Origin of the sequence: Nocardia sp. NPDC050712 (assembly GCF_040654295.1) — a bacterium.
Taxonomy (GTDB): domain Bacteria; phylum Actinomycetota; class Actinomycetes; order Mycobacteriales; family Mycobacteriaceae; genus Nocardia.
On sequence record NZ_JBFAHT010000002.1, the window covers coordinates 967399 to 990673 of the forward strand.

Consider the following 23275-nt stretch of genomic DNA (forward strand, 5'->3'; position numbering starts at 1 on the left):
AATTAGGTGGTTCCGGTGGACCCAGCACCGGGGTATCGGTCAGCACTGACCGTCAGGTCCGCGTGATGCAAAGTGGGCAGCGGATAGACGAGCTCGCCGCCCCAATCGGTGATATGCCGCAACTGTGCGGTGATCTCGGCTTCCAGATTCCACGGCAGGACCAGCACCACATCGGGCCGGTCGGCATCGATTCGCTCGGGCGCGTGGATCGGGATCCGGGTGCCGGGGGTGAATCGGCCGTGCTTGTAAGGGTTTCGGTCGACTGTGTACTCCAGCAGGTCGGGCCGGATCCCGCAATAGTTGAGCAGCGTGTTGCCCTTGCCGGGCGCGCCGTAACCGATCACGCGTTTGCCCGCGGCGCGCATGTCGAGCAGGAAGCGCAACACGTCCTGGCGGACCTGCTGCGCGCGCGGGGCGAAGTCGGCGTAACCGGCGGGGGAGTGCAGGCCGGCGGCGCGCTCGAGCTCGAGCACCTGCTCGACCGAGGCCTGCGGCTCGGCGACCGTCTCGGGGCGGGCCCAGAGCCGGATCGAGCCGCCGTGGGTGCCGAGCAGTTCGACCTCGACCACGGTGAGCCCGGCGGTGGCCAGGGCACGTTGCGCCGCCAGCACCGTGTAGTACTGGAAATGCTCGTGGTAGATGGTGTCGAACTGGCCGAGCCGGATCAGGTTGTAGGCGTGGTGCACCTCGATCGAGAGCCAGCCGTCGTCGGCCATCAGGGCGCGCAGCGAGCGCGTGAAACCGCGCAGGTCGGGCACGTGGGCGTAGACGTTGTTGGCGACCACCAGGTTCGCCGGGCCGTGCGCGTAGCGCACCTTCGCGGCCGAATCCTCGTCCAGGAAGGCGGTTTCCGTGGGCACCCCCGCGGCGCGGGCGGCGGCGCCGACGTTCACCGAGGGCTCGATGCCCAGGCACGGCACCCCGGCTCGGACCAGGTGCTGGAGCAGGTAGCCGTCGTTGCTGGCGGCCTCCACCACGAAGGACTCGGCGCCCAGGCCGAGCTTCGTGATGGCTTGCGCGACGAAGGATTCGGCGTGACGCACCCAGCTTTCCGAATACGACGCGAAATAGGCGTACTCGGTAAATGTCTCCTCGGGCGTGATCAGCGCGGGAATCTGCAATAGCAGGCAGTCCTCGCACAGGCGTAGGTGCAAAGGGTAGGTCGGCTCGGCAAGATCGAGTTCGGCTGCCGTGAGGAACTTTTCGCACGGCGGTGTGGCACCCAGGTCGAGCACGCTCGAGACCCGCTCGGAATCACACAGTCGACAACGCATGCAGCACCCACCATCGCCGGAGAAGTTGTACGCCCGGCGCATCGCCGGCACGCCGGTTAGTTCGACTCGATCCAGTGAGACGTTACAACGAACGCCCTGCGTGTCGGGGGTGAAATCAACTGGGCGATAGCGGGTTCCGGACGAGTTGGGGGTGGTTCCGGCCAGTAGCATACCGGCCGCTACCCGGATTCCCGCCGCGGTTTCCCCTATTGCCAGCGGCTGCCCGCAACACCGAAGATCTGTCACCAGGCGACTTTTCGTCGCGAAGATCATTTCAGAGCCGGGTTAGAAACCGACCGTCCGCATTTTGGCTACCTTGCGGGATACTTTGCGCCCCAGTTCATTCCATAGATGAACCCGTTTGTGTTCTGTAACAATTTCCTGTTGGCCGCCGAATGACCGAACACCCAGGCGGTCGATGCTTGCCGCACGGGCCGGTCGATGGTGATCGGGGGTGACAATTCTCTCTCCCAGGGGGAGGTGCGTGTTCCATGAGCTTCGAGCTCACCGACAACGACGATCTCGAGGTATCGAGACGCTCGCGGGTACTGCCGCGTTCGGAACGTGAACGCTGGCAGTCCGAGTATATAAAACGTTTGGGCGCAACCGATTTCGCTGTCATCATCGCCGCCGTGGGTCTGGCGCAGGTGATTCGCTTCGGCGGTCCGGCCGCCGAGACGCTGGCCATGCCGATGCCCTACGAGGTCGGCTACACCGTGGTCTCGCTGCTGCTGGCGCTGGCCTGGATGGTCTTTCTGGCCAGCAGCAATACCCGGTCACCGCAGGTGGTCGGCAGCGGCACCGAGGAATATCGGCGCCTGGTGTCGGCGACGCTGCGGCTATTCGGGTTGATCGCGATCCTGTCGCTGATCATGCATGTCGAATTCGCCCGCGGCTATCTGGCGATCGCGTTCCCGCTCGGCCTGTTCGGGCTGATGCTCAGCCGGCTGGGCTGGCGGGTGCACGCCCGCCGGCGCCGGCGCGACCGCGGGGAGTACCTGGCCTCGGTGCTGGTGGTCGGCTCCCCGGCGGCGGCCAAGGCGATGGCGGCCGCCTTCTCCGAGGATCCGGCCTCCGGCTATCGCGTTGTCGGCGTGTGCATTCCGGACGGTCCGGCCTCGACCACCGAATACGAGCTGGCCGCCTCCGGGCGGAGCTTCTCGGTGGTCGGTGACGACCGGTCGGTCCTGCAGGCCGTCCGGCACAGCCGGGCCGACACCGTGGCGGTCACCGCGACCGACTATCTCGGCCCGGCCGAATTGCGGCGCATGGCCTGGGAACTCGATCCGCTCGGGATCGAGCTCATCGTGACGCCGGGCGTGGTGGACATCGCCGGCACCCGGCTGACCAACCGCCTGGTCGCGGGCATGCCGATGCTGCACATCGCCAAACCGCAGTACGACCGCGCCAAGTCGACCAAGAAGGCCACCTTCGACGTCTGCTTCGCGGGCGGCGTGCTGCTGGCGATCCTGCCGGCGCTGCTGGTCATCGCCCTGCTGGTGAAGCTGACCAGCTCGGGACCGGTGTTCTACCTGTCCGAGCGGATCGGGCGCGGCGGCAAGCCGTTCCAGATGATCAAGTTCCGCAGCATGTTCGTCGGGGCGGACCTGGAGGCGGCGGCGCTGATCGAGCAGCAGGGCGCCAACCCGCTCACCTGGAAGATGAAGGATGACCCGCGAATCACCCCGTTCGGCAAGGTGATTCGCAAGTTCAGCCTGGACGAGCTGCCGCAGTTCCTGAACGTGCTGCGCGGCGACATGAGCGTGGTGGGGCCGCGGCCCCAGGTGCAGCGCGAGGTCGACACCTACGACGGCGAGATGCGCCGGCGGCTGCTGGTGAAGCCCGGCATCACCGGGCTGTGGCAGGTCAGCGGGCGCTCGGACCTGAGCCCCGAGGATTCGGTCCGGCTGGACCTGTCCTACGTCGAGAACTGGTCGATGGTGCTGGATCTGCTGCTCATCGCCCGCACGATCAGCGCCGTCGCCAAGGGCGAGGGCGCGTACTGACGATCCCGGCGCGCACCCGGGTCAGGTCACCTGGGTGAGCGCCGGAATCTGCCAGGTGCCGTCGATCGCCTCGGGCCGGGGCTCGTAGAGCCGCAGGCTGAGGGAGAACTGGCCCGAGGCCGGGATCGGCAGCCAATTGCCCCGGGGGACAGCCGATCCTGGGTCCGCGCACTGCACGGCGAGGTCGACCGAGCCGTCGGCGCCGGGCACCACCGGAATCTCGTGGCCGATGGCGTAGATGCCCGCGGTGTTCGGGACCAGGTAGTTGTCGGTGTCGTAGGCGGTCAGTGACCAGAAGGCATCCACCGGGGGCAGCCGGCCGGCGGGGAAGCGCATCCGGTAGCGCAGCGGCTTGCCGTTGCTGTCGGCCTTGGCGTAGATCGTCGGATAGATCGCGTCCTCGGCGAGGTTCGCGCCGAGGCCCTGCATGGCAGTGCGGGCCCGCAGCGCGTAGTTCGTGCCGTAGGCGCCCAGATCGGTGGCGACCACCCAGCCGTTCTCGTCCTTGGTGCCCGGGTCGTCGTACTCCGGGATCCGCGTTTTCGCTTGGGCCACACCGGCATCGAGCACATCGGTGATCGCGAGATCCACGGTCGCGCCCGGCGCGATACCGAGGGTCGCGAAGCGCCGCAGTGCCGGGGCGTCCTCGGCGGCGGGCGGATTGGCGGCCATGAGGGCGCACATGCGGTCGAAGAAGTCCGGGCCGTCCAGCGCCGCGACCTGCTTGGGCGGCGGGATCGCACCCGGAGTCGGCGCGTAGGGGCGGCCGGTCGACGCGGTTTCCCCGCGCAGCCAGGCCGAGAGCGGGACCAGCTTGAGCTCGTTCTGCAAGCCCAGGACCTTCGCGACGTCGTGCGAGTCCTTCACCTCGATCCGGCCGAGGATCCAGGCCGTCTCGGTGGGCATCGCCAACTGCGTCATGCCCTCGGGGACCTCGCCCTGCCACTGGGGGCCGGTCACCAGATAGGTGTAGGGCGGCGTGGTGACCCCGGGGCGGACCTGCGCGTGGACGCTGCTGGGATTGTGCCGGGTATTGCTCCAGGCATCGAGCAGCTGCATCAGCCAGTAGCGGTCCGGTTCGACGGCGGGCACCTGCAGCACGAGCGGTTCGGCCGCCAGCGCCAGCCAGGCCTGGGAGTAGAGCGTGTCCAGGTTCAGTCGCACGACCAGCCGCTCGTCCGGATCGGGCAGGGCGACCGCGTTGGCGAACTGGTTGGGCGCCCCGGCCGCGATCCGGGTCGCATCCATCAGCACCAGCGGATACCCGAACGTATAGGCGTCGGCCGCAATATCTTTCGGATCTTCGGAGTCATCGGAGGCCGGCGCCGGACGCGACGACGAGGATTGGTCGTTCGACCCGCACGCGGCCAGCCCGAACCCGCCGAGGGCCGCCGTGCCGAGCACCCAGCGCCGCGATAGTCGATGGCCGAACGGATTGTCAGAAGCCTCCACTGTGCCCAACCTCCCGCGCCGCCGAATGTTTGCCCGAGATTAGCAGGCAATTCCGCGGGAGCGGTCGCAGCGCAAGGGTGTCACGCGGGGCCGGTCAAAACTCTACGGTGGAACCGAGGGTGACGTTGTGGACGCGCCCTACGAGATGAATGGAGACCGGGCTCATGTCGGACATGAACAAGCGGAATCTGATCTACTTCGAAAACGCTTCCATGCGTGGGCTGTACGACAACATGGAGGAGTGGCAGCAGGAGCACAACAAGCGGCTGCTGCAGATCAGCGTGCAGCAGGATCGGGAGAACTACTGCGCCATCGCGCTGACCAATCCGACCGAGGTGGTCATCACCAGCGCGGACGGGGGCAATCACGCGAATGTCAGCCGGTTCGGGATGCTGGCGGTGGACTCCGCGTAGGGCGTAGACGCTGGGACATGGGTGCGAGGGTCTCGCTCATGGAGTGCCACCGCGGGCCCGGGTTCTACTTGTTCTGTCGGACAAGGAGGACACCATGTCCCAGAACAATGTACGCGCGACGTCCCGCGCGACCGCTCTCCCGGACAACCGGCTCTCGTATCTGAGTTTCGGCCTGGCCTGGCTGCTGGGGTACGGCGCGTTCGCGCTGACCCACGGTGCTGATCCGCCGTTCCCGGCCGCCGTGGCCGGGGTGCTCCTGTTCGGCGGTCTGCTGGCCGGACTGGTGGTCACCGGTGTGGTCGCCGTGCGCGCGCACCGCGAGGCCGACGGCCACGCGGCGGTTGTCGGAAAATTGCTGGCAGCCGCCTGGGTGCTGGGTTTCGGCGCGCTGACGGTGCTGATCAGCGCGCTGAGCGCGGCACTGGACGAGCCGCAGGTGCAGACGCTGCTGTGGCCGACCGGGGCCGGGCTGGTGGTCGGCATGATCTACCTCGCGGGTGGGCTCGCCTACCGCGATGTGCCGCAGTATGTGCTCGGCGCGTGGCTCGCCGTGACGTCGTCGATCGCCCTGTATTTCGGCGGGGCCGGGCTGTACTGGGTGCTGGCCGTGGCCGGCGGTGGCGGGTACCTGGTCGCCACCGCGCTGCGGCCGCGGCGCTAGTTCGGCCCGCCGAGTTTCGCGGCGAACCAGGACGTGAGGATGTCGTCCACCGTCTTGGCGATCGGCAGCTGCGGGGCCGGCTCGAGGCCGGGTTCCTCGGCCAGCGGGTGGGCCAGGTCCGCGACGGTCTCGAGCTCGGCTGCCGCGCCGCGGGTGCGCAGCGCGGCCACCAGGTCGGCGGCGTCGGCGCGGAACGACGGGGCGTCCAGCTCGCCGCTGACCACCAGAAGTGGTGCGCGGGCGCCGATCTCATCGGCCCTGGCGACGAAGTCCAGCCGGTCGGCGACGGTCTCGGCCTCCGCGTCCCAGGGGTAGGGACTACCGAGGAACCCTTCGATCAGACCGACCACCGAGCGTGCGCGGATCGCGGGATTGACCAGCGCCGCCGCGCGCACCGGGATCTCGCCGCGCGCGAGCGTCAGCAGGGCGACGCCGCCGCCGAGCGAACCGCCGAGAATGCCGATCGGCCCGTCCGCGATGGGCAATTGTGTGCGCAGGGCGGCCAGGGCCGCCGGGAACTCGGCGGCGGCGTCGCTGATCATCATGTCGGCGTAGGACCGCAGCGCATCCCGGCGGACGAGTTCGAGGCCGGCGTCCATGGTGCCGTCGACCATGCGCGCACCGCACATCGGCATGCCGAGATACACCCGCCAGACCGGCAATCCCGTCAACGGCAGCGCGGCGGCGAACGCGGCGTCCGAGCGTGGTGCGTCGAGCATGTGCCAGGCCACCAGCAGGGGAGCGGGGCCGGCGGCGCCTTCGGGCGGCAACGCGGTGAAGGGGACGCCTGCGGCGGTGCCGGTGATCGTTTCCATGCTCGGATGGTAGGAGCCCGGAGGCCGTGCCGGCCCGGATTTCTGCTGAGGGTGAACGGACGAGGGCGCGCGTGATCGCCGCTGTGTATCTGAAATGACCTGCGACACATGCCATCTCGGTTGTTTGCGGTGGTCCTGGATGGCGGTAGCGTTCCTCTTATACGGTACCGTATAAGAGGAGGATCGTCATGACACTGCCCCCGGGTCAACGCGCTGTCGAGGGCTTCCCGCGCTTCGGGACGCACCTGCATCACCCGCCGCCGGCCATCCCCGCGGACCCGGCCATCGCGATCAGCGGTCACCTGACCGAGCCGCTCACGCTGTCGCTGCCGGACCTGGCGCGACTGCCGCGGCGCGAGATCCGCGCCGACTTCCACTGCGTCGCCGGCTGGTCGGCGACGAACCTGCGGTGGGAAGGCGTCCCGTTCGCGACCTTCTATCGCACACGGATCGAACCCGCACTCGAACCCGGCGCCGCGATCAGCCATGTGAGCTTCGAAGGTCTCGACGGCTTCGGCTCGATCGTGACACTGGAAGACGCGCTGGCCGACGACGTGCTACTCGCCGACCGGCTCGACGGCCGACCGCTGGACAGTGACCACGGCGCACCCGTGCGCCTGGTCAGCCCCGGTCAATACGGCTTCATCAACACCAAGCACCTGTGCCGCATCGAGTTTCATACGGTCGCGCCGCCCAGCCCGGACCGCTTCTCGCTCATCGCCTCGCACGCCCGGGCGCGGGTCTGGGCCGAAGAGCGGCACCGCTACCTGCCCGGACGCGCGGTACGACCGCTCTACCGGTCGCTGATCGGGCCGATCCGCGCGCTCAGCGCGCGCGGCAGTCGCGTCCGGGGTCGGTGACCGACCGCCCCGTCCGATTACTGCCAGCGCCCGGCCACCGCGGTCACCAGGATGGTGCGCATGACAGCCGACGTGATGACCACCCTGCGCGCCTTCTACGCGGCCGAGGCCGCCTACCTGACCGAGGGCGCCGGATTCGAGCACATGGCTCGGCACCTGGATCCGGACATCGTCATGTACCAGGCGTCGAGCCTGCCCTACGGCGGCGAATGGCGAGGGCACGACGGCTTCCGCGACTTCATCGCCGCGATGGGCGAGAACTGGGACGGCCTCTGGTTCGACGAGCAGCATTTCGTCAGCGACGCCGAACGCGTCGTGGTCTACAGCCGGGGCCGCCTGCGCGCCCGGCGCACCGGGCGAACACTGGAAACCTCACTGCTGCAGTGGATTACCTTCCGGGACGGACTGATCACCGCGTTCCGTCCCTACTACCACGATACGACGGCGGTCCTGGCCGCACTGGCCGGGGAGTAACCGCGGGCAGGCCCTACTTCATGCAGGTCTTCTCGTTGTAGGCCACGATGCGCTCGAGCGCGCTGGTATCGAGCTGGGCGTTGGGGATATCGCCGGCGTCGGCGGACTTCATCGCCTGTTCCTGCCATTCCGCGAGCTTGAGCCAGTCGGCCTTGATGTCGGCCGGCGAGACCTCGGCGACCTTGCGCATTTTGCCGGCGCTCTCGGAGTTGGCGATATTGCGTACGTAGCTGCCGCTGCCCATGTCCTTGAGGGCGGTGCAGTACTTGCCGCTACCGTCGTCGTCGCCACCGCCACAGGCGGTGAGGACGGCGGCGCCCACGGCGAGGACGACCGCCGCGAAGCTGGTTCGACGCATGACTATCCCTTCAACTGCTCGAGGACGCGCCGCACCTGTTGCTGCGCGACCGTCGCGGCCTCGGATTCGGTGACCGGCGCCGCGACACTGAGCACGAGGTGCACCTCGAGCGCGCCATCGAGCACCGAAACCTGGTACGCGGACGCCATATTCAGCATGCCGTCGGCATCGAAGTCCCGTCTGGTCCAGACGAAGAAGGCCTCGGAGCCCATGCCGGGCAGCGCACCGCTGGAGGTGACATCGGAGGCGTTCTTGGCGAACCGCACGCCCATTTCGTAGCCGGAGCGCGCCTCGCCGATGTTCTTGTGCGTGGTGGTCTGGAGGAAGAACGCCGCCAACCGGCCCGTCGTGGTGGATTCGTTCTCCGCCTCGCAGTTCAGCTCGGTGCCGAGGATGTTCTCCTGCTTCTTCGGCTCGCGCTTGCCGGGCGTGCTCTCCCACTTGTTCAGCGCGGAAAGGTCGAGCAGATCGCAGGCGTTGCTCACCGCGGGCGGTTTATAGGTGGAGTCGGCGGACCCGCCGCCGCCCGAATTCTCGCTGCCACAGGCGGTGGCGCCGACCAGAGTCAACGCACAGGCGCCCGCGATCATCCAACGCCGCATCGTGAAATCCTTCGCCGATCAGCGACCCCCCGTCGCGGTCGCCTGCGAACGGTAGCACGGTGCGGCGCAGCGTATCTCCTGGTTTTCGGGGCGTGCCAGCGGTGCCCGGGGCGTGGCCCCGGGCACCGATTCGCCTATCGGGCCGAAACCGGCTGACTACCCTTGCGGTGCATGGTTTCGAGCGCCTCGACCAGCACCTTCGGATCGTGATTGCCCTTGTAGACCGGCTGCGGCTGGGTATCCAGGCTCAGCAGGGTCGCCACGGCGGTCTGCGCGGTGCGCACCGAGTACTCGACGGTGAACACGACATCGTCGGGCACCTCGGCGTACTGGCCGATGAAGGCCAGGTTGGTCGAGCCGGTCGGCACCACCTCGGGCCGGTCACCGTGCTTGCGCACCAGGAACTGGCTGGTGATGTAGGGCATCAGCGCCGGGATGACGATCGAGTTCGCCAGGATCTGCTCGCGGTTCTCGATCTTCAAGTGCGAGAGCGCTTCCTGGAGAATCTCGCGGCCGGTGCACTCGGCCATGGTCTTGGTGACGGTGTTGCCGGGCTTGTCCGGGAACAGGGCGTAGCCCCACCACACGAAGGTGTCGGCGGGCTGCTCGCGGAAGTGCGGCTGGTGATTGAGCACGATCGTCATCAGCCAGTTGGAGTCCTTGAAGGTGATCAGCCCACCCTTGCCCGCCTCGCTGCCGCTGAACTTCTCCATCTCGGCGAAGAAGGTCGGATCCTTGGTGGTGACGGTGAACGACTCCCAGGTCGAATCCTTGATCGAGGAGTCGAAGTTCTCCGGATGGCCCAGGCCCGGGCGCTTGGCGGCCAGGGTCCGCCACAGCTTCCAGGCGCCCGAGGAGCGCGAAGTGTCCAGGGCCGCAGCCGAATCGGTGGAGCCCAGTGTCGAGTCCGCGGTCATCGAGCCGTTGGTGATGAACACCAGGTCGTCGAAACCGACGGTGATCTGCTCGGTCTTGCCGCCACTGTCGACGGTGAGCGCGGTCGCGGTCAGGTCGTCGCCCTCGGCCAGTGTCACGTCGGTGACACTCGCGCCGAGGCGGATGGTGACGCCCTGGTCGGTGAGCCACTTCAGCATCGGGCGCACGATCGAGTCGAACTGGTTGAACTTCGTGCGGTAGATCCCCGACATGGAGTCGAAGGTCTTGAACAGGTGGATGAACCGGTTCAGGTAGCGCCGGAACTCGATCGCCGAGTGCCACGGCTCGAACGCGAAGGTGGTGCACCACATCCACCAGAAGTTGGTGGTGAAGAACTCCGGGCTGAAACAGTCGGTGATGCGCTTGCCGTCGAGCAGCCGCTCGGGCGTGCCGACGCACTTGATCAGTTCCAGGCGGTCACGCTCGGTGAAGCCCATGGTGTGGGCGTCGATCGGGACACCGCTGTCATCGACCAGGCGGGCGTGGTCGTTCCACGCGAAATCCTTGTGGAAGGCGAAGGTGTCGTCGGTGACCGAGACCGACGGATCGTCCAGCGACGGGATAGAGCGCAGCAGGTTGTAGGTGCAGTCGAAGTGGATCTCGAACATCCGGCCGCCGCGCATCGTGTAGCCGGTCTCCGGGGAACCCGCGGCGTCCAGGCTGCCGCCTTCGCGGCTCTGCTCCTCGAGAATCACGATGTCGGAGCCGGCGAAACCGCCGTCCCGGATCAGGAATGCCGCCGCGGAGAGGGCGGCAACACCGCTGCCCACCAGATACGCCTTCGCCATGTTCTACCTCTTTCGGGATCGCTGTCGAAGTGATAGCTGAACATTTGCCACACTACGGGGAGTGGGCCCGTCCGCGGGTTACGACAGGGCCTCGGTCATCGCGACGGCAATCGGGCCCAGCAGCGGCAGCGCGACATTGGAGAGCGCGTAGACGATCGTGTACGACATCAGCGGCGTGGCGTTGCCGGCCACCTGCTGCACCGCGGTGATACCGGGCGTCGAACACTGCTGTCCGGTAATGGCGCCCAGCGCCAAGGGAGCGGGCAGCTTCATCAGCTTCCAGGCGACCACCAGCGAAATGCAGGCGGGAATGGCCGTCATGAGCACACCGGCGATCGGCAGGCCCCAGCCGAACTTCTTGACCAGCTCCACCGCCTGCGGACCGGAGGTCAGGCCGACGACGGCGATGAAGACCGACAGGCCGAGCGTTTTGATGACGTCGGCCGCGGCGGGCGCGTACTGGCCGATCTTGGGGTTGCGGGAACGGAACCAGCCGAACAGTAGGCCGGTGAGCAAGCAGCCGCCGCCGGTGCCCAGCGTCATCGGGATGCTGCCGACCGGCACCACGATCTTGCCGATCATGAAGCCGAGCATGACGCCCAGCGCGATGTAGATGATGTCGGCCTTGACCGTGGGATCGAGGCGATAGCCCAGGGCGGGAACGGTTTTGGCGAGATCGCTCTTCGCGCCGGTCAGCTTGAGGGTGTCCCCGCGCTGCACCGGCATGCTCGGCCGCAGCGGCAGCTCCTTGTCCTCGCGGACCACGCCGGTCACATACAGGCGGTCGCCCAGCTTGCGCTCGAGATCGCCGAGGGTGGTGGAGGGGTCCTGCCGGTGATCGAGGACCACCTGGTCGACCTCGAGGGTGGTCTCGAGATCCTTGCCCGGCACGATCTCGGGGCCGATCGAGTCCTCGGCGGGCACCATGGCCGAGCGCGGCCCGACCACCAGCACCTGATCACCGCTGCGCAGGGTGAGCTCGTCGGCGACGGCAATGACCTTGCCGCCGCGCAGGATTCGCTCGATGGTCAGATGACCGCCGAGCGCCGCGGTCACCGCGGCGACGGTCTGCCCGCTCACCCGCTCGACCTGGAAGGCGCGGCCGATGAGATCCGGTGCGGCGGGCACCTGCCCCTCGGCGTCGTCGCTGCCGCCACCGAGTTGCTTCCAGAGCTTGTCGGCCTCGTCGCGCAGGTTGATCCGCATGATCAGCGGGAAGATCTGGCTCGTCAGCAGCACCACGACGATCAGACCGCAGATGTAGGAGATCGAGTAGGCGGTGCCGACATTGGCTTGCAGGTCCGCGATCTCGTTCGCCGGCCGATCCAGCCGGGCGATGGCGTCGGTGGCGGTACCGACCGCCGCGGATTCGGTGGCGCCGCCGGCCAGCAGACCGGCGGCGGTGCCCGGGTCGAGCTTCATGATCAGGGTCGCGGCCGCGGTGACCGCCAGCACGCTGGCGACCTCGATGGCCGTGAACGTGCCGTATTTCAGGCTCTTCCGGTTCAGGCTGGCGAAGAAGGTCGGGCCGGAGATGTAGCCGAGGGTGAAGATGAACAACGCGAACGCGATGTTCTTCACCTGCTCGTTGACCGTGATGTGGCCCGCCATGCCGACGAAGATCGCCACGATCAGCGTGCCCGCCACCCCGCCGAGGGACAGCTTCCAGATCCGGATCTTGCCGATCGCGTAGCCCAGGGCCAGGCACAGGAACAGCGCGGCCTCGGGAGTGTCCTGCAGGAAGTCCTTGATCGCATGCATGGGGCGTCGTCCTCCGTGAGAGCGGGCCGAATCAGTGCGTGGTAGTGCGGCTCTGGAACTCGCGGTGGTACTCACCCATGATCTCGCGCAGCCAGTGCCCGATCTCGGCGTAGGCCTCCTGGCGCAGGTTGGCCAGCGAGACGCGCACCGACCATTGCGGCCCGTCGAAGCCGCCGCCGTTGAGCAACACGATCGAGCCCTGCTCGGCCAGACGGAACACCGGGTCGACGGGTTCGTGCTCGGACTCGAGCCACTTCGCGAACTCGGGGGTCCAGTGCTGTTTCACCCACACCATCAGGTCGAGTTCGACGTAGTAGTTGGCGGCGTTCGCGTCCTGGGGCACCGGGATCTGCAGGCTGTCGCACAGTGTCCGCAAGCGGCGGGCGATGATCGCCTCGCAGTTCTTCCGATGCTCGAGATTCTTGTCGAGCAGGTCCCCGATCGCGAACAGCGCCATCTGCACCTGCTGAGGCGTGGACAGCCCCGCGGTGTGATTGAGCGCGACGTCACGCGAATCGGCCACCATCCGATCGATGAATTTGAGATTCGCCGGATCGAGGGAGATGGTCGAATAGCGATTGGTGAGCTTGTCCCGTTCCGCGGCAGGCAAATTCGCGATGCGGCTGTCGAAGACATTGTCCTTGGCCACCGCGATGACGCCCAGGCGCCAGCCGGTGCAGCCGAAATACTTACTGAACGAATAGACGCCGATGGTGTTCGACGCCGCCGCCGACATCAGCGACTGAAAACCCTCGACGAATGTCCCGTACACGTCGTCGGTGATGATGGTGATATTCGGATTGTACTTCGACGCGATCTCGGCGATGCGCGCGAGCGTGGCCGAATCCAGCATGACCGAGGGGGGATTCGAGGGATTGACCAGAAACAGCGCCTTTACGCTGGGGTCGGTCAGCTTCTCGATTTCCTCGGCCGGATACTGCCAGGTGTGCACGCCCTCGGGTGTCGTCTTCTCCGCTTTCACCTCGACCACGTCGAAATGGAAGCGGTCCAGGTGCGGGATCTCCAGATACGGCGTGAAGATCGGGGTCATGATCGCGATCCGGTCGCCGGGGGCGAGGATGCCGTTGACCACGCAGCTGTCGAACAGGTAGCACATGGCCGCGGTGCCGCCCTCGGTGGCGAACAGATCCCAGCCGCCCGCCGGCGCACCGCCCATGGCGAGGTCGAGGTAGGCGTGCACCACCTGCTCGATGTGGGTCAGCATGCGGTCCGGGACCGGGTAGTGGTCGCCGTGGATGGCGTCGGCCAGCTCGCCGACCCAGGCGTCGGCCTCGAAGTTCAGGGTCGCGGTGCCGTACTCGACCGCGCCGCGCAGCAGTTTCACCGCGTCGCTTTCGGTTTCGGCGGTGAGGAATTCGTCGAATCGCGCCGCGATGCCGCTGGGCTGCGGCATGCCGGCCAGGCCGGGGAATTCGTCCCAGTCGCGCTTGGCCTCGGCGACGGCGAATCGGCCGAGCAGGTAGAAGGCTTCGCGGGCGACCACGGAGGTCCAATTCGGATTGCCGCGGCCGGCGTTGATCATCGCGTGCGCGGTCTTCTTCATGTTCTCATCGGCCAGTTCGATGAGTTCGTCCTTCAGCTCGAACGGGCTGAGTTGTTCGTACTTCTTCTCGGTAGCGCGATCGACCCCATGGTCAATACTCATCGTCCAACCCTCCGCATGTCGAAGTCCGGTCGATCCGTATCCGAAGCAGATACCGTGACACGACAAGATCATGTCCGATGGGCTTTGCGGCTGTTTCCCGAAGATCGAGACCGGGTCGTCATATCGAGGACGGTGTTTTCCACTAGCATTTCCACCGCTGCTGAATGATTCCCAGGCTCGCGGTATCCACCGAAGGGGTTCACCATGGCGCGACATTCAATTCTCCGTATCGCGGGCCTGGCGGCCTGCGCGGCCGTGCTGGTCGCGGGCTGCGCGAACGACGACGCCGGCACCCCGGCCCCGGCGGCGCAATCATCGGCCGCCGCGGCCCCGGCGTCGTCGTCACCGGCCGCGCCGGCGCCCGCGAATCTGCCGCGCGTCTCGATCCTGGCCACGGGCGGCACCATCGCCGGCAAGGCCAACGCGAACTCCGCGGTCGGCTACACGGCGGGTCAGGCCAGCGCCCAGGACCTCATCGACGCCGTCCCCGGGCTCGACAAGATCGCGAAGCTGGACGCCGTGCAGGTCGCCAATATCGGCAGCCAGGACATGAACGACCAGGTCTGGCTGGACCTGGCCAACAAGATCAACCAGATCTTCGCCGACGATCAGGCCGACGGGATCGTGGTCACGCACGGCACCGACACCATCGAGGAGACCGCGTTCTTCCTCGACCACGTGGTCGCGAGCGAGAAGCCGGTGGTGCTGGTCGGTTCGATGCGCCCGTCCACCGCGCTCAGCGCCGACGGCCCGGCCAACCTGCGCTCGGCGGTTCAGGTGGCGGCGGTCCCGGAGGCGCGGGGGCGCGGCACCATGGTCGTCCTGAACGACACCATCCACGGGGCGAAGGACGTGACCAAGACCAACACCACCAGCGTGCAGACCTTCGCCTCGCCGAACAGCGGGCCGATCGGTCACGTCGATGCCGCCGCCGTGCAGTTCGCCGAGCCCGCCACCCAGCAGGATCGCCTGACGTTCCCGGTGCCGGGCAAGGCGCCGCTGCCCCGCGTCGACATCGTCTACTCGCACGCGGGCGTGGACGCCACCCAGGTCAACGACTCGGTGGGCCACGGCGCGCAGGGCATCGTGCTTGCGGGCGTCGGCGACGGCAACACCGCCAAGCCGGTGGTCGACGCCCTGAGCGCGGCCGCGAAGAAGGGCGTGCTCATAGTGCGGTCCAGCCGAGTCGGTTCCGGCAGCGTGGTGCGCAATGCCGAGCTGAACGACGATCAGCTCGGCACGGTCTCCGCGCTCGGACTGAACCCGGCCAAGTCCCGAATTCTGTTGCAGCTGTTGCTGTCCGACGGCACCACCGACCCCGCCGAGGTGCAGCGGAGCTTCGCCGAGGTCTAGACCTCGCGGTCGCGGACGTAGGCGGGAATCTCGATGCCGGGCAACAGATCCGGTGCGGGTTGCGGGGTGCCGGGAATCTGGCGCAGCGGAACCACGCCCGCCCAGACGCCGCCCGCGGCGATATCGGCGGGTTCGTCGCCGGCGAAGCCGGTGCGCACCTTGACCGAGGCTTCGGTGAGATCGACGGACAGCACCAGCGTCGCGTCGAGCTCCTTCGCGGTGGCGGCGCGCATGGCGTCCCACGAGCCGGGCACGACGTGGTCGGCGATCGTGCGCAGTCCGTGCAGCCGCTCCTCGGAATCGGTCACTTCCGTTGGGCGAGCGAAGATCACGGCCGATCGATAGTTCAGGGAGCAGTGCACGGCGGCCCGGGCGTAGACGATGCCGTCGACCAGGGTGACCGCGATCGACACGGCACCGCTGAGCGCGGCCCGCAGATGCGCCGCGCGCGAGAAGCCGTGCAGGTACAGGGTGTCGCCGTCGCGGCCGTAGGTGCTGGGCAGCACCATCGGGCCGCCGTCGAGCAGCACGCCGAGGTGGCAGACCAGGCTGCCGTCGAGCACGGCGTAGAGGTCCGCGCGGTCGGTGCGGGCGCGGTCGGTGAGGCTGCTCAGGGTAGTGCGGGCAGTGGCGCCCAGTGGGGTTGTCTCGGTCATCAGAACACCGCCAATTCGCTGACTTGGGCAAAGGTTTCGAGCGCGACTCCGCCGGCGACGGAATTGCCCTTGGGATCGAGGCCGGGGCCCCAGGCCGCGACCGCGCAGTGGCCGGGCACGATGGCGAGCATGCCGCCGCCGACGCCGCTCTTGATGGGCAAGCCGACCCGGTAGGCGAAATTGCCCGCCTCGTCGTAGGTCCCGCAGGTGGCCATGAGGGCGATGATGTGGCGGGTGTCGCCGTATTCCAGCAGTCGCGATCCGTCGGCGCGCACGCCGTGCCGGGCGATGAACAGGCCGGCTTTGGCCAGCTCGGCGCAGGTGATGCTGAACGAGCACTGCCGGAAGTAGTGGTCGAGCGCGAGGTCGACCGGGCTGAGCATATTGCCGAAGCTGGACATCAGGTAGGCGATGGAGCGGTTGCGATCGCCGGTGCGCAGCTCGGATTCGGCGGTGACACTGTCGACTTCGAGATGGGCGTTGCCGGTCTCGGCGCGCAGCAGGGCGCGCAGGGCGGCCACGGCGTCGCCGGTATCGGCCAGCAGTTGATCGGTGACCACGATGGCGCCCGGGTTGATGAAGGGATTGCGCGGGATGCCCTCCTCGATCTCCAGCTCGATGAGATCGTTGAACGCCAGGCCGGACGGTTCGCGCCGGACCCGATCCCAGATCTTGGTGTCGCGCTGGGACAGCACCAGCGCCAGCGCGAAGACCTTGGAGATGCTCTCGATGGCGAACGGGACGTCCACGTCGCCGCCGCTGAAGACCTTCCCGTCGACCGTGGCGACGGCGAAGCCGAATTGCTTCGGATCCACCCGCGCCAGGTCGGGAATGTAGTCGGCGACCTGGCCCGCGCCGATGTGCGGCTGGACCGCGGACAGCACCTGCTCGACGACATGTGGATAGTCCATGGCGTCGAATAGTAATCGTTTAGCAACTTCTAAATGCGAAGGAAACACCGACGTCAATCATTAGCTTTAGGTGCGATGCCCGCCATTACTCGGCGTTAGCAAATTTGCCGCGACTATTTGGAGGCGAGATGTCCGAACCGCTCGAGCCCGATGATCTGTTCTCGATGCCCGGCATCCGCCGCAGCGCCCCCAAAGGGAAATTCCCCGAACCGGAGATGTTCCCGCAGGTCGCCTACGAACTCGTGCACGACGAACTCATGCTCGACGGTGTCTCGCGGATGAATCTCGCGACGTTCTGCACCACCTGGGTCGACGACCAGGCCCGGCGGCTGATGAACGAGTCGCTGGACAAGAACATCGTCGACAAGGACGAGTACCCGCAGACCGCGGAAATCGAAGAGCGCTGCGTGCACATGATCGCGGACCTGTGGAATTCACCCGAGCCACTGGGCACACTCGGGACCTCGACCACCGGCTCCAGCGAGGCCGCGATGCTCGGCGGGCTGGCGGCGAAGTTCCGCTGGCGCAAGCGGGGCGGCAAGGGCATTCCGAATTTCGTGTGCGGCCCGGTGCAGGTGTGCTGGGAGAAATTAGATAACCCCGCCTGTTAGAATCGGCTGCGTGACAGCACGTTCCGGGGGCATAAAGGCAATCTCCATCCTGCGGGCGATCATCTACGCGCGGGTCAGCAAAGACGAGGCGGGTGGGCGCTCCTGCCGCGAGCAAGTCAAGAGCTGCAGGAGGGACTGCGAGTACGAAGCCTGGACCGTCGGTGTTGTCCTGCAGGACAACGACCGCGGTGCCTCGAGGTTCAGCAAACGCGAACGCGAGAACTTCGCCAAGCTCCCGGAGATCCTGCGCGCGGGTGACGTACTGGTGGTGTGGGAGCCATCGCGCATCACGCGAACCATGAGCGAGTTCAGCACCTTCTGCGACCTGCTCGCTGCCCGCGGCGTCCTGCTCTACTACGGCGGCCACGTCTACGACATGGACGACGACGATGATCGAAACCGCGTGTGGCAGGACATCCTTGATGGAGCGAAGCAGGTCGGCAAGACACGCAAGCGAGTGCTGAGGGCGTTGTCGGACAACCGTACCGAACTCAAACCGCACGGAAAGGCCGGCGCCGGATATCGGATCGACCGCGATCCACGCACCGGCAAATCGCTTGGCCGCAAACCGGTCCCGGCTCAGGTGCGGGTACTCGCGAGAGCCGCCGACATGGCACTCGATCCCGACATCACGGTCGCCAGCCTCAGCAACATCAGCCGCACGCTGAAACCCGCATGGATCAAGGCTGGTGGTGTCGGCGCGTTCCGTCCGGAGGATGTCGCCCGGATACTGCGAAACCCCAGCACGTTCGGGATGTACGTCCACGACGAAAAGGTCCTTGGCAAAGGCACGTGGGAGCCTGCACTGGATCCAGCCCTGATGCCACGGCTGGCGAGCGCCCTCGAGCGGGAGAAGACAACCACTCGGGGGACGCAACCATCGCATCTCCTGAGCTATATCGCGGTCTGTGGTGTGTGCGTGAAGGCTGAGAAGCGGGGGGCGATCTGTTTCCGGCGGGTCAAGTCAGGTGATCGCTACTTGGAGATCTATCGGTGCGAAGAAGCCAGCCATGTTTCGCGGGCTGTCGCGAAGGTAGACGTGCACGTGCAGGAAGTGTTGATGCGGTGGCTTGAGAAGCCCGACGCATTGGCGCTGCTTTCGGCAGCCGAGGAGGGCGACGGAGGGCAAGTGTCGGTCGATGTCGAGATGGCGACGATCGAACAATTGCGTGCGGAGGTGACGACATTCATGCGGGATGCCGCGCGCAGGCGGATGTCAGCGGATTCGGTGGCGACCTACGTCGAGGAGTTGGAGACGCAGATCGCTGAAGCGCAGGATCGGATCTCGTCGGCGACCGCGAAGGTGGACACCTTGGTCCGCGACAGCTTCGGACCTGATGCGCGAGCACGCTGGGCGACTCGCAACTTGATGGAGAAGCGCGCGGTCATTCGTGCGACCGCCGTGGTGACCATTCGCCCATGCGAGACGCGGGGGCGGAGCGCCGACGTGGGTGTAACGGTTCAGCCACGTAATGGAACGGTGACCTGAATTGCTCGAAACCGGCACAGTCGCACCACTATTTGCTAAAGATGTCCTGCCCTTTGCCGGATATCCTCTATTCGATCTTGCGGTGCGCCGGGGTCAGCCTGGTGCGCACGGCATGTCGCAATTGAGACGTCCGGGCGAACGCCCAATTGCGATGTCTTGCTGGATGTTTGCCGTTGATCAACCGATGTGCCAGTTGGAAATTTTCAGCGGTTTAAGCGCGGAACCTCTAGGCGCTGTGCCAAGGGCGTTCTATGATCCAGAGTCAAACGATTGACGCATAATGCATCTCAATCTTCCGAGTAACTGGGAGGGTGTCCGTGAACGCGGAACCTTAGCTTAACGAAGATAACCTGACGCGAATGTCGTTGTGTCAGGGTTGAATCGAATTTGAATCGAAACGGCAATGTCGCGTCGGGGCGGCATCGCCGGTTGATAGCGGAGTGTCCCAGTCCCTGGCACTCCGCCCCCGACTCCGCCCGATTCCGCCTGTCGCATCGCCGTCCATTCGCCAGTCGTCCGAGGAGATTTCGGCGCGCACCCGCGCCGCCTGGGCGCATCGCACTAGTGTTCGAGTAGTCTCCAGATGGGCGGCTACAGTTTGGGTTTCAGTACAGCGAAGAGGGACTTCGATGCCGACGCAAGGCAGCGCTCGTTTACAGGTCAGGACATGACCGCAGATTCCGGATCCAGCGACAGGGAGCTGGTGACCTCCCTGCCTCCATCACTGAACGACGTCAGCGTGGGCTTCGTCGCGGCCATGGCAGAGGCGGGCATCGAAGTAGCGGCCCCGCTCGGCCGGGTGACGGCCGAGCGCGAGTGTCGTTACTTCCGTGTGGGATTCGTCATGGTCCTCGACGCCGGCGGGGTGGTCGCGGTGCCATGCGAAGACGCGACCGCCCTGCAGATCAGCGAGATACTGCGGCAGGCGGAAGTCGCTCGGCTCGACGGACCTAAGGGTCCTCGGTGGATGAGGGTTCCCGGGGAGGGCTGGGCGTGCTCGATCCTCGAGCCTGCTCCGCTCTGGAGCGAGCCCACTCCGTGATTTCCGCGTGTTGTTCGTCGGTGGATCGGGCCATGACGCTGCCTGTAGAGGTGAGCAGCGGCCCCACATCCGAATCGTCCGCGCCGGGGTTGCTGCCGATGATGCGGTGGTACCGCTCAAGGGCTGAACGCATTAGTTCAGAGGGGTCGACACCGAGGGCGGTGGCGATGGCCGCGATCTGTTCTACGTCGATTGCGGTCCGAGCGTTGAGCATGGATGACACGGTCGCTTTGTGAATTCCCGTGGCCCTGCTTAATGCGGCTTGGTTCATGTTACGTGCGCCGAGTAGCGCTCGCATCTCCTCCGCGACCGCCTCTGTAAGCGCGCCCGTGCCTCGTGCGTTGGTAGCCATTGGTCCAGCCTAGTTTCCATTTGGAGACGCGGGCAAGCGGACATCATTGACGCCTAGTCGCCTGAAGACCGCGCTGGACGGTTGCTAACGTCTCCAAATGGAGATACAGTCTCTATATGGAGACACGGCAGACCTGGACGCAACAGGTCACAGCGCGAGTCCGCTCAGCCATCAAGGCCGCTGGAAAGACTGAAGAGTTCGTCGGCGATCAAATCGGCGTTCCCAATGCGACCTTCAGCCGGCGGATGAACTGTCACTACCCCCTCACCATCGCCGACCTGGAAGGCATCGCCGAGGTCATCGACGTCGACCCGGCGGACTTCCTCCCGCCGCGTCGCCGGGCGAGGGCGTCATGAGCACCGCGAAGCGCCCGCCCATCATCCGCGACGGCATCGCGATCGACCCGGACTGGCTGGACGCGCAGGTCGCGAACTACCGGCCCGGCTGCATGGACGCTGCCGTGCGCATGATGCGCGCCTTCGAACGGTCCGACCGCCGCCGCGCGCAGGAGTCGGCGCAGCGAGGTGCCGCATGAACTCCGGCCTGATGCCGTTTGACGCCTCCTCGTTCGATGAGATCCGCCGTGTCCGGCCCAACGGTTCTGAGTACTGGCTGGCCCGCGAGCTGTGCAAGGTCGTGGAGTACGAGTCGTGGCGCAACTTCGTCGGCGCGATCGACCGCGCCAAGATCGCCATCCAGAACCAGAATCTGGACCTGACCAGCCACGTTGTCGACGCCAGCAAGCTGGTCGAGCGGCCACAGGGCGGCAGCATCCACAGCGAAGACTACGAATTGTCCCGCTTCGGCGCGTACATGGTGCTGATGAACGGCGACCCCCGCAAGCCGAAAATTGCTGCGGCACAACAGTATTTCGCAATCCGCACCCGCGAGGCCGAGGTTGCGCCGCAGGCTCGTGCCGAGTTGCTGACGCGCGCCGACCTCGCCCGCATGGTGTTGGAGTCCGAGGAAGAGAAGGCGGTCATGGCCGCCGCTCTGGAGTCGGCCGCGCCGGCGATCGCCTACCACGATCGGTACATCGCCAACGGTGACGCCGCGACGGTGAAGGTGTGGGGTGCCCCGCACGGACTGACTCAGCCGGAGGCGTACGCGCTGCTGGTCGAGTACCGCCTGATCTATCGGGTGTCGTTGGGGGTGCGCTACTCGAAAACTCTGGGCCGCAAGGTCGAAGAGTTCGAGTACCGCGCCTACGCGAAGTATCTGGACTGGTTCGATCTGCGTCCGCAGCATGACGCACCCCGCCATCACAACGGACAGGTCCGGCAGACGCTGTATGTCCGTCAGCAGTTCGCGTTGCAGATCGCCGGCAAATGCGGGCTGCCGATGCAGCTCCAACTCGACGGCGGCGATGCCGCATGAAGCAGTACCTGTACCGCGTCCGCATCACGGCCTACCCCAAGGGCGCGTTCCGTCCCGACGCGAAGTGCGTGAAGACCTGCACGGTCTGCCCGGTCGAGGACATCTGCCACCTGATCAACCGCGACTGGAAGCCCGAAGGTTGGGCGCCGGCCCCGGAGTGGGTCGAGCGGTACGGCAAGGACACCGGCGACGCCTTCTTTTGGCCGTCGACCGAGCGTGAGTATCGGGCGCGATCCTCGGCGCGGCGGTTGAAGCGGCTGATCGAGAGCTACGGCGCGACCGCGATCATCCAGCGCTCGGCTCCCATCGTGTGGCCCGCCGACGGCGAGGAGAAGGTCTCATGAGCAACCATTGGGATCTCCGCTGCCTGACGTGCGAGACGGACTGCGACCTCGGCTGGAACCACGGCGGGGACACCATCCAACAGCTGATCCCGCACCTGGCTGCGCTTGCTGCGGCAGAGCCTGCGCTCGACCTTTTGAGTGATTACGCCTACGACCTGCAGTACCCGCAGGGGCTACTCCTGTTCGCTCAGCAGCATCACAGCCATGACCTGATCGCGGTCGATGAATACGGCTCGCTCCATGGCGATTGCGCGCGTGGCTACCCGTGCAGCTGTTGCGGTCACCGGCAGAGCTGCCGGAAGCCGCGCGGCCACGAGGGCGATTGCGGCCCCAAGGACGGTGCGGCATGAGTCTGCGTCAGCTTCTGCGTGACATCTGGGCTGCTACAGGTCTTTCCAGCTCCTCGTACGCGTCGCGTGCGGGTATCGACTCCTCGCCGGCGGCACCCCACCCCGCCCGCGGCGAGGACGGGGCACATCCCGAGGCAGGCGGCCCCCCTTCGCCCGCCCGGGATGTGTCCCACCCCCGACCCTCGATGGAGGAGCTGATCGAGGCGTCCTCGCTCGGCACCCCGGAAGCGTGTCGCCTTCGTGCGTCGGTGTCGGACGAGGAAGTTGCGAAGGTTGTGCGTCGCGCCGATGCGAGGCGAGTTACTGCTCACCTGCGGGACCTGGCCGAGCGATCCGAGGCCGCGACCCGTGAACCGGGATGGCCGTTCGGCGGCTCGGGGGATTGGGCAGGCAACGTCTACGGGATGCTCGGCGGCGAGGTCGGCGAGTACTGCGCCGCGCTGCGCCCGTATGCGCTTCTCATCGTGCTGGATTCGCTGGAGCGTCTCACCGGCCCGTGTGAGGTCTATGCGCCCGGCCGCTGCACTGACGGGCTGAGCATCAACTCCTGCTGCAAGCCCTGCATCGCTCAAGGCGCTATCGAAGCGCTGACCTCTCCGACCCCCTCACCGCGAGCTGACGTAGCTCCGCGCGGTGAGGTCGCACGCCCTGGCCTGTCACCTGGTGATGGCGTCTGCGGGCCAGGGCGTGCCCCCAACCTCCCCTGAACGGGGATTGGCCGCCG

At 66.6% G+C, this 23275-nt stretch carries 25 protein-coding genes and 1 pseudogene; 15 read left to right on the forward strand and 11 right to left on the reverse strand.

Annotated elements, in window-relative coordinates:
* Positions 1-2: 2 nt before the first annotated feature.
* The gene (locus tag AB0H76_RS14915; RefSeq protein ID WP_357322935.1) at positions 3-1274 is read right to left on the reverse strand and encodes a class I SAM-dependent methyltransferase; all 1272 of its coding nucleotides are present in this window, start codon (positions 1272-1274) and stop codon (positions 3-5) included.
* Positions 1275-1765: 491 nt separating this feature from the next.
* On the opposite strand from AB0H76_RS14915, the gene AB0H76_RS14920 reads away from it, so the two are divergent.
* On the forward strand, positions 1766-3280 hold the full coding sequence (locus tag AB0H76_RS14920; protein WP_357322938.1) for a sugar transferase: 1515 nt from the start codon (positions 1766-1768) through the stop codon (positions 3278-3280).
* Between the two features lie 21 nt (positions 3281-3301).
* Here the strand turns inward: AB0H76_RS14920 and AB0H76_RS14925 are convergent, their stop codons facing one another.
* Entirely contained in the window at positions 3302-4732 is a 1431-nt protein-coding gene (locus AB0H76_RS14925; protein WP_357322941.1) for a DUF1254 domain-containing protein, read from the reverse strand.
* Positions 4733-4896: 164 nt separating this feature from the next.
* Here AB0H76_RS14925 and AB0H76_RS14930 point away from each other — a divergent pair, with 164 nt between their 5' ends.
* Entirely contained in the window at positions 4897-5145 is a 249-nt protein-coding gene (locus AB0H76_RS14930) for a hypothetical protein (protein WP_357322944.1), read from the forward strand.
* Positions 5146-5239: 94 nt separating this feature from the next.
* Positions 5240-5806 carry an ABC transporter permease gene (locus AB0H76_RS14935; protein WP_357322947.1) on the forward strand — a complete coding sequence of 189 codons (567 nt, stop codon included), beginning with the start codon at positions 5240-5242 and terminating at the stop codon, positions 5804-5806.
* Here AB0H76_RS14935 and AB0H76_RS14940 read toward each other — a convergent pair.
* Entirely contained in the window at positions 5803-6621 is an 819-nt protein-coding gene (locus tag AB0H76_RS14940) for a prolyl oligopeptidase family serine peptidase (RefSeq protein ID WP_357322950.1), read from the reverse strand. The genes AB0H76_RS14935 and AB0H76_RS14940 overlap by 4 nt on opposite strands.
* A gap of 188 nt (positions 6622-6809) precedes the next feature.
* Here AB0H76_RS14940 and AB0H76_RS14945 point away from each other — a divergent pair, with 188 nt between their 5' ends.
* Together AB0H76_RS14945 and AB0H76_RS14950 are read left to right on the forward strand one after the other, a co-directional pair.
* On the forward strand, positions 6810-7481 hold the full coding sequence (locus AB0H76_RS14945; RefSeq protein ID WP_357322953.1) for a molybdopterin-dependent oxidoreductase: 672 nt from the start codon (positions 6810-6812) through the stop codon (positions 7479-7481).
* Between the two features lie 60 nt (positions 7482-7541).
* Positions 7542-7955: a nuclear transport factor 2 family protein gene (locus tag AB0H76_RS14950; protein ID WP_357322956.1), complete on the forward strand. Its 414-nt coding sequence runs from the start codon at positions 7542-7544 to the stop codon at positions 7953-7955.
* Positions 7956-7968: 13 nt separating this feature from the next.
* On the opposite strand, the gene AB0H76_RS14955 is transcribed toward AB0H76_RS14950, so the two are convergent.
* The 5 genes from AB0H76_RS14955 to AB0H76_RS14975 form a co-directional block, all read right to left on the reverse strand.
* A complete protein-coding gene (locus tag AB0H76_RS14955; RefSeq protein ID WP_357322959.1) occupies positions 7969-8313 on the reverse strand; it encodes a hypothetical protein in 345 nt (114 codons plus the stop codon).
* A 2-nt stretch (positions 8314-8315) separates the two neighbouring features.
* Complete coding sequence (locus tag AB0H76_RS14960) at positions 8316-8915, reverse strand: hypothetical protein (RefSeq protein WP_357322962.1); 600 nt, start codon at positions 8913-8915, stop codon at positions 8316-8318.
* A gap of 134 nt (positions 8916-9049) precedes the next feature.
* A complete protein-coding gene (locus tag AB0H76_RS14965) occupies positions 9050-10639 on the reverse strand; it encodes an oleate hydratase (protein ID WP_357322964.1) in 1590 nt (529 codons plus the stop codon).
* Between the two features lie 78 nt (positions 10640-10717).
* Positions 10718-12400, reverse strand: a complete 1683-nt coding sequence (gene aspT, locus AB0H76_RS14970; protein ID WP_357322967.1) for an aspartate-alanine antiporter — start codon at positions 12398-12400, stop codon at positions 10718-10720.
* A 31-nt stretch (positions 12401-12431) separates the two neighbouring features.
* Positions 12432-14066, reverse strand: a complete 1635-nt coding sequence (locus AB0H76_RS14975; protein ID WP_357322970.1) for a bifunctional aspartate transaminase/aspartate 4-decarboxylase — start codon at positions 14064-14066, stop codon at positions 12432-12434.
* Between the two features lie 204 nt (positions 14067-14270).
* On the opposite strand from AB0H76_RS14975, the gene AB0H76_RS14980 reads away from it, so the two are divergent.
* The gene (locus AB0H76_RS14980) at positions 14271-15419 is read left to right on the forward strand and encodes an asparaginase (RefSeq protein ID WP_357322973.1); all 1149 of its coding nucleotides are present in this window, start codon (positions 14271-14273) and stop codon (positions 15417-15419) included.
* Here AB0H76_RS14980 and AB0H76_RS14985 read toward each other — a convergent pair.
* Positions 15416-16075: a pyridoxamine 5'-phosphate oxidase family protein gene (locus AB0H76_RS14985; protein ID WP_357322976.1), complete on the reverse strand. Its 660-nt coding sequence runs from the start codon at positions 16073-16075 to the stop codon at positions 15416-15418. The two genes, AB0H76_RS14980 and AB0H76_RS14985, sit on opposite strands and share 4 nt — an antisense overlap.
* Positions 16075-16986 carry a glutaminase gene (locus AB0H76_RS14990; protein WP_357322979.1) on the reverse strand — a complete coding sequence of 304 codons (912 nt, stop codon included), beginning with the start codon at positions 16984-16986 and terminating at the stop codon, positions 16075-16077. The genes AB0H76_RS14985 and AB0H76_RS14990 overlap by 1 nt, the downstream gene beginning before the upstream one ends.
* Positions 16987-17114: 128 nt before the next feature.
* Here AB0H76_RS14990 and AB0H76_RS14995 point away from each other — a divergent pair.
* From AB0H76_RS14995 to AB0H76_RS15005, 3 genes and pseudogenes are all read left to right on the forward strand, one after another.
* A pseudogene (locus AB0H76_RS14995) lies at positions 17115-17576 on the forward strand (pyridoxal-dependent decarboxylase); the annotation flags it as partial.
* 31 nt (positions 17577-17607) lie between these two features.
* Entirely contained in the window at positions 17608-19086 is a 1479-nt protein-coding gene (locus AB0H76_RS15000) for a recombinase family protein (protein WP_357322982.1), read from the forward strand.
* Positions 19087-19669: 583 nt separating this feature from the next.
* Entirely contained in the window at positions 19670-20128 is a 459-nt protein-coding gene (locus tag AB0H76_RS15005; RefSeq protein ID WP_357326277.1) for a hypothetical protein, read from the forward strand.
* Here AB0H76_RS15005 and AB0H76_RS15010 read toward each other — a convergent pair.
* Positions 20037-20480, reverse strand: a complete 444-nt coding sequence (locus tag AB0H76_RS15010; RefSeq protein WP_357322984.1) for a helix-turn-helix transcriptional regulator — start codon at positions 20478-20480, stop codon at positions 20037-20039. The two genes, AB0H76_RS15005 and AB0H76_RS15010, sit on opposite strands and share 92 nt — an antisense overlap.
* 116 nt (positions 20481-20596) lie before the next feature.
* Between AB0H76_RS15010 and AB0H76_RS15015 the strand changes: the two genes are divergently transcribed.
* The 6 genes from AB0H76_RS15015 to AB0H76_RS15040 all read left to right on the forward strand — a co-directional run bounded on the left by AB0H76_RS15015 (position 20597) and on the right by AB0H76_RS15040 (position 23258).
* Entirely contained in the window at positions 20597-20836 is a 240-nt protein-coding gene (locus AB0H76_RS15015; protein WP_357322987.1) for a helix-turn-helix transcriptional regulator, read from the forward strand.
* On the forward strand, positions 20833-21015 hold the full coding sequence (locus tag AB0H76_RS15020) for a hypothetical protein (RefSeq protein ID WP_357322991.1): 183 nt from the start codon (positions 20833-20835) through the stop codon (positions 21013-21015). Before AB0H76_RS15015 ends, AB0H76_RS15020 begins: the two co-directional genes overlap by 4 nt.
* On the forward strand, positions 21012-21857 hold the full coding sequence (locus tag AB0H76_RS15025) for a BRO family protein (RefSeq protein ID WP_357322994.1): 846 nt from the start codon (positions 21012-21014) through the stop codon (positions 21855-21857). The genes AB0H76_RS15020 and AB0H76_RS15025 overlap by 4 nt, the downstream gene beginning before the upstream one ends.
* A complete protein-coding gene (locus tag AB0H76_RS15030) occupies positions 21854-22201 on the forward strand; it encodes a hypothetical protein (protein ID WP_357322997.1) in 348 nt (115 codons plus the stop codon). Before AB0H76_RS15025 ends, AB0H76_RS15030 begins: the two co-directional genes overlap by 4 nt.
* Positions 22198-22551, forward strand: a complete 354-nt coding sequence (locus AB0H76_RS15035; protein ID WP_357323000.1) for a hypothetical protein — start codon at positions 22198-22200, stop codon at positions 22549-22551. Before AB0H76_RS15030 ends, AB0H76_RS15035 begins: the two co-directional genes overlap by 4 nt.
* Positions 22552-22736: 185 nt before the next feature.
* Positions 22737-23258 carry a hypothetical protein gene (locus AB0H76_RS15040; RefSeq protein WP_357323002.1) on the forward strand — a complete coding sequence of 174 codons (522 nt, stop codon included), beginning with the start codon at positions 22737-22739 and terminating at the stop codon, positions 23256-23258.
* The last annotated feature ends 17 nt before the right edge of the window (positions 23259-23275 follow it).

What these genes read in the sequence shown, in the direction of transcription:
- AB0H76_RS14915 (WP_357322935.1), bottom strand. Translation starts at nt 1,274, where the DNA reads ATGCGTTGTCGACTGTGTGATTCCGAGCGGGTCTCGAGCGTGCTCGAC.
- AB0H76_RS14920 (WP_357322938.1), top strand. Translation starts at nt 1,766, where the DNA reads ATGAGCTTCGAGCTCACCGACAACGACGATCTCGAGGTATCGAGACGC.
- AB0H76_RS14930 (WP_357322944.1), top strand. Translation starts at nt 4,897, where the DNA reads ATGTCGGACATGAACAAGCGGAATCTGATCTACTTCGAAAACGCTTCC.
- AB0H76_RS14935 (WP_357322947.1), top strand. Translation starts at nt 5,240, where the DNA reads ATGTCCCAGAACAATGTACGCGCGACGTCCCGCGCGACCGCTCTCCCG.
- AB0H76_RS14940 (WP_357322950.1), bottom strand. Translation starts at nt 6,621, where the DNA reads ATGGAAACGATCACCGGCACCGCCGCAGGCGTCCCCTTCACCGCGTTG.
- AB0H76_RS14945 (WP_357322953.1), top strand. Translation starts at nt 6,810, where the DNA reads ATGACACTGCCCCCGGGTCAACGCGCTGTCGAGGGCTTCCCGCGCTTC.
- AB0H76_RS14950 (WP_357322956.1), top strand. Translation starts at nt 7,542, where the DNA reads ATGACAGCCGACGTGATGACCACCCTGCGCGCCTTCTACGCGGCCGAG.
- AB0H76_RS14955 (WP_357322959.1), bottom strand. Translation starts at nt 8,313, where the DNA reads ATGCGTCGAACCAGCTTCGCGGCGGTCGTCCTCGCCGTGGGCGCCGCC.
- AB0H76_RS14960 (WP_357322962.1), bottom strand. Translation starts at nt 8,915, where the DNA reads ATGCGGCGTTGGATGATCGCGGGCGCCTGTGCGTTGACTCTGGTCGGC.
- AB0H76_RS14965 (WP_357322964.1), bottom strand. Translation starts at nt 10,639, where the DNA reads ATGGCGAAGGCGTATCTGGTGGGCAGCGGTGTTGCCGCCCTCTCCGCG.
- aspT (WP_357322967.1), bottom strand. Translation starts at nt 12,400, where the DNA reads ATGCATGCGATCAAGGACTTCCTGCAGGACACTCCCGAGGCCGCGCTG.
- AB0H76_RS14975 (WP_357322970.1), bottom strand. Translation starts at nt 14,066, where the DNA reads ATGAGTATTGACCATGGGGTCGATCGCGCTACCGAGAAGAAGTACGAA.
- AB0H76_RS14980 (WP_357322973.1), top strand. Translation starts at nt 14,271, where the DNA reads ATGGCGCGACATTCAATTCTCCGTATCGCGGGCCTGGCGGCCTGCGCG.
- AB0H76_RS14985 (WP_357322976.1), bottom strand. Translation starts at nt 16,075, where the DNA reads ATGACCGAGACAACCCCACTGGGCGCCACTGCCCGCACTACCCTGAGC.
- AB0H76_RS14990 (WP_357322979.1), bottom strand. Translation starts at nt 16,986, where the DNA reads ATGGACTATCCACATGTCGTCGAGCAGGTGCTGTCCGCGGTCCAGCCG.
- AB0H76_RS15005 (WP_357326277.1), top strand. Translation starts at nt 19,670, where the DNA reads ATGGGCGGCTACAGTTTGGGTTTCAGTACAGCGAAGAGGGACTTCGAT.
- AB0H76_RS15010 (WP_357322984.1), bottom strand. Translation starts at nt 20,480, where the DNA reads ATGGCTACCAACGCACGAGGCACGGGCGCGCTTACAGAGGCGGTCGCG.
- AB0H76_RS15015 (WP_357322987.1), top strand. Translation starts at nt 20,597, where the DNA reads ATGGAGACACGGCAGACCTGGACGCAACAGGTCACAGCGCGAGTCCGC.
- AB0H76_RS15020 (WP_357322991.1), top strand. Translation starts at nt 20,833, where the DNA reads ATGAGCACCGCGAAGCGCCCGCCCATCATCCGCGACGGCATCGCGATC.
- AB0H76_RS15025 (WP_357322994.1), top strand. Translation starts at nt 21,012, where the DNA reads ATGAACTCCGGCCTGATGCCGTTTGACGCCTCCTCGTTCGATGAGATC.
- AB0H76_RS15030 (WP_357322997.1), top strand. Translation starts at nt 21,854, where the DNA reads ATGAAGCAGTACCTGTACCGCGTCCGCATCACGGCCTACCCCAAGGGC.
- AB0H76_RS15035 (WP_357323000.1), top strand. Translation starts at nt 22,198, where the DNA reads ATGAGCAACCATTGGGATCTCCGCTGCCTGACGTGCGAGACGGACTGC.
- AB0H76_RS15040 (WP_357323002.1), top strand. Translation starts at nt 22,737, where the DNA reads ATGGAGGAGCTGATCGAGGCGTCCTCGCTCGGCACCCCGGAAGCGTGT.